This window comes from Frankia sp. CcCS3, from assembly GCF_977927575.1.
The window spans coordinates 1465-4796 of sequence record NZ_CDWRCL010000283.1 but is presented as its reverse complement, the minus strand read 5'-3'; the positions used below and the strand labels follow the sequence as shown (position 1 = coordinate 4796).

Genomic DNA, 3332 nt, shown 5'->3' with positions numbered 1-3332 from the left:
TGCCGATGGGTGTGCCGGCGAGTTCGCCGTCGCCGCCGGCGGGTCCCCAGCGGGTGCTGCCGGTGTGTAGGTCGAGGCCGATCATCCCGCGGGGGAGCGGGCAGCTGCCGACGATCAGGGTGTCCCCGGCGATGAGGGGGGTCGCGTGCCCGACCAGGGTCTGGTAGGGGGCCAGGTCGTGTCGTTCCCAGCGCAGTTCGCCGGTCGCCGCGTCCAGCGCGCGCAGGTGTGAGAGGTCACCGACCACGACCAGCCCGCCGGCCACCACCGGGTCGGTCCAGGCGAACAACCGCAGCGGGTCGGGGGAAGGTACCCGCCAGCGTTCCGTCCCGGTGGCACGGTCCAGGCTCACCACGTCGCCGACCACCTCGACGGCGATCACCGAATCGGCGAAGACCGCCGGGGTGCCTTTGACTGAGGAACCCAGCTCGGCCAGCCAGCGGTGGGAACCGTCCGCGAGGGTGAGCAGTTCGACGGCTCCGGCGGGGCGGTCCTCGTGCCTGACCCCGATGATTACTTCGTCGCCGTCGAGGCGGGCCGGGGCCCGGTGCCCGGCCCCGGTCAGCTGGTGGCGCCAGCGCACCACTGCCGTGGCGGCGTGCGGTGGGTGGCGGGGCGGGTCGGGTATCTCGAAGGTGGACCGTTCCAGGCCTGTGGGTGCCACCGCCCGGGTATGCAGGGTGATTTTCTGCCCGTCCCAAGTGACGACCCGGAACGACGGGGGGGTGTAGTCCAGCGACCCGAATAGCGCGGTCGGGGTGCTCACGTGCAGGGTGCCGTCGACCTCGACCACCCGGGAGACGTGCCGGTGCCCGGAGAACGTCGCGGCGGGGGGGCGTGGCAGCCCGTCCAGGACGGAACGCCACGGCTGGTCGTGGGACAGCAGGATCCACGGGGTTTGCGGCGGGATCGATGCCAGGTCGGCGCGTAGCCAGGCGTCCTGCGCCTCGTGGTCGAGCCCGAGTTCGTGGGTGAGCCAGTCCAGCGCGACCACGTGCAGCCCGGGCAGATCGAACGAGTACCAGCGCGGGCCCAGGTTACGTTCGTAGCCGGCGGGATCGGCGGAATGCATGAGGTAGCCGGTGCGGGTGATCCGCATGTCGAACAGCCCGGGGTTGTTCGCGATGTGGTCGTGGTTGCCGGGCAGCAGGTGTACCGGCAGCGGGCTGGTGCTCACCGTCCCGCGCAGCAACTCGAACTCCTCATCGCTGCCGAAATCGGTGAGGTCACCGGTCACGATCACCGATGACACCTCCCCGGCGCGTTCCGTGACCCTCGCGAGGAACTCCGACAACGCCTGCGCCGACCCCAGCTCCGCCGGCCGTGAGAACAGCGTGTGGTCCAGTGCCGGATCGCGGAGGTGGAGGTCGGAGACGTGCACGAACCGGTACGGGAAGGCAACCGGGACGGGGGTGAGGGTGAACGTCACCGACTCCTCGGCGGCCGGGGCGAACCAGCGGTCGGCGGCATAGCCGGCGGGGCGGGTAAGGAACACGAACGGCCCCGCCGCGGCCAGCGAGAACGTCCCGTCCGTCGCGCTGGTGGTGACCGTACGGCCGTCGCTGACGAGCACACCGGGACAGGCCCGCCCGTCGGCGGTGACGACACGTCCACGCATGAAGATAGCCTTTCTCGAGATCAGACGCGGAGATACGAGCTACGACACTCGGTGAGGACGTCGCCGACCTCAAGAAGAGCTCGTTATGGCCACAATGGATTACTCCAGGCGCAGCGGCCATCGGGGGCGACAACGGTAACGCGGCAGTACTTGCCACTAAAGGCACTGAGATCAAATGTGGCTGATGTAATCTGCTCATGAGGGGTCGGGAGCTGTTGTTGCATGTTCAGCCACTGGTCTCCGCCGCCGGCGAGCACGATTGCGCGTGCCGGGCTGGTATGGACGTCAAGCTGGTTGCCGCGAACCGACATCGCGGTGATTTCTGGACCCTGGGTCGCATAGTAGGACCCTGCCTTTAGCGATTGGAGGATCGCGTCCGGGCTGTTGCGCTCGGCTCGTACTTGTAGCCAGCCTCCACCGTGGCTGTCGGGGTGCTCAAAGTGGGCGTCGTCGCTGGCGTCGACGAAGAGTCGGTGGCCGGCTTCGAGTAGGCCGTCGTAAAAGTAGCTGCCGTCAGCACCGTGCGGCAACATGGTGGCCATGCTGTGGTTGTAGATCTCGACTGCGTCGACTGCATGAAGCCCAGAAATTGTGTCGGCGGCACCGAGCGGTAGGTTGTTGAGCCCGGGGTGTAGCAGCACCAGAAATGCTCCGGCATCTTTGGCACGCATGATGGCGTCGACGTGGGCGGCGGGGCTGTCGTCCGGCGGTGGGGCGAAGTCCAGTGGGAGCCCTGCGGCGGTAACCCAATAGCAGTGACGGTCGGTCCAGGCGGCGGAGCTTAGTTCCGCACCGACGATCGCGGTGAACTCCTCGGAGGAGAACGCCGTGGTGTCGGCTAGTCGCCAGTCGTAGGTGGCCTCATAGTGGTCGGAAAGCACGATCCAGTCGTGGCCGGCGGCCTGGTATGTAGCTATTACTTCTTCGACGCTCAGAAGTCCGTCCGAGTCGGTCGAGTGGCAGTGCAACTGCCCGCGGTATAGCTGTCCGGGCTGGGTCCAGGCGCGCAGTGCGGTATCGACGTCGTGAGAGGACTGCACTGTTGAATGGCCCGCTGCTAGCATGTCGCTGCTCCAAGGTTGGCGGCTTGGGTTGGGTCGTTGAAGCTAGTCTTCGGGTAGGTGATCGAACCGAGGGCGAGCAGCAAAAGATCTTGAGTTAGAGCGATCTTTGCTGCCTGGGGGCCCTGGGACCCAGGACTCAGGCACGCATGGACGACCGTGGCGGCCCCCGCACCAGTTCGGCAAGGGTGCCAGGTGGCGCGTCAGCAACGCTCGCCATGCCGGCCTCACTGGGCCTGATCGTCACGTCCACGAACCTAGCCGCACGGAACAATGTTCCAATGAACGATGGATGGACATTTCCTGTCAAGGATGTATCGAAACTTCGTTTCACGCCTGCTTCTCGCGCAGCGACGGGGGCCGGACCCGCGGGTCTGCGAGCGTGTCAGCTGGGTAGGGGCCCGGGGACCCGAACCCCTGGCTTCCTCTGGCTTCCTCCCTGCCGGCAGAACAGGTCGGCCAGGTCGATCGCAGTCGGCTCGCCCTCCTCATCGAGCATCCGGGCCCGCACGACCGCCGCGCTGATAGCGAACAGTTCGGCGCCGATGTCGACGAGACGCCCGAGGAACGCCTGCTTCTTCTCCAGTCCGCCCTGCCAGCGAGCCATCCCGTAGAAGGTCGACCAAGGCTTCGGAGTCGAAATGAAATAACTT

Annotated in this window: 3 protein-coding genes; all 3 read right to left on the bottom strand. The window is 66.8% G+C overall.

What is annotated here, in order from left to right; all coding sequences use genetic code 11:
• Positions 1-1618, bottom strand: a 1618-nt coding sequence (locus AC08OQ_RS17910; RefSeq protein ID WP_476605357.1) for an outer membrane protein assembly factor BamB family protein, incomplete at its 3' end; no start/stop codon positions are given.
• Between the two features lie 83 nt (positions 1619-1701).
• Positions 1702-2682 carry a CehA/McbA family metallohydrolase gene (locus AC08OQ_RS17905; protein ID WP_476602251.1) on the bottom strand — a complete coding sequence of 327 codons (981 nt, stop codon included), beginning with the start codon at positions 2680-2682 and terminating at the stop codon, positions 1702-1704.
• 382 nt (positions 2683-3064) lie between these two features.
• Positions 3065-3332, bottom strand: a 268-nt coding sequence (locus tag AC08OQ_RS17900; protein WP_476612229.1) for a hypothetical protein, incomplete at its 5' end; no start/stop codon positions are given.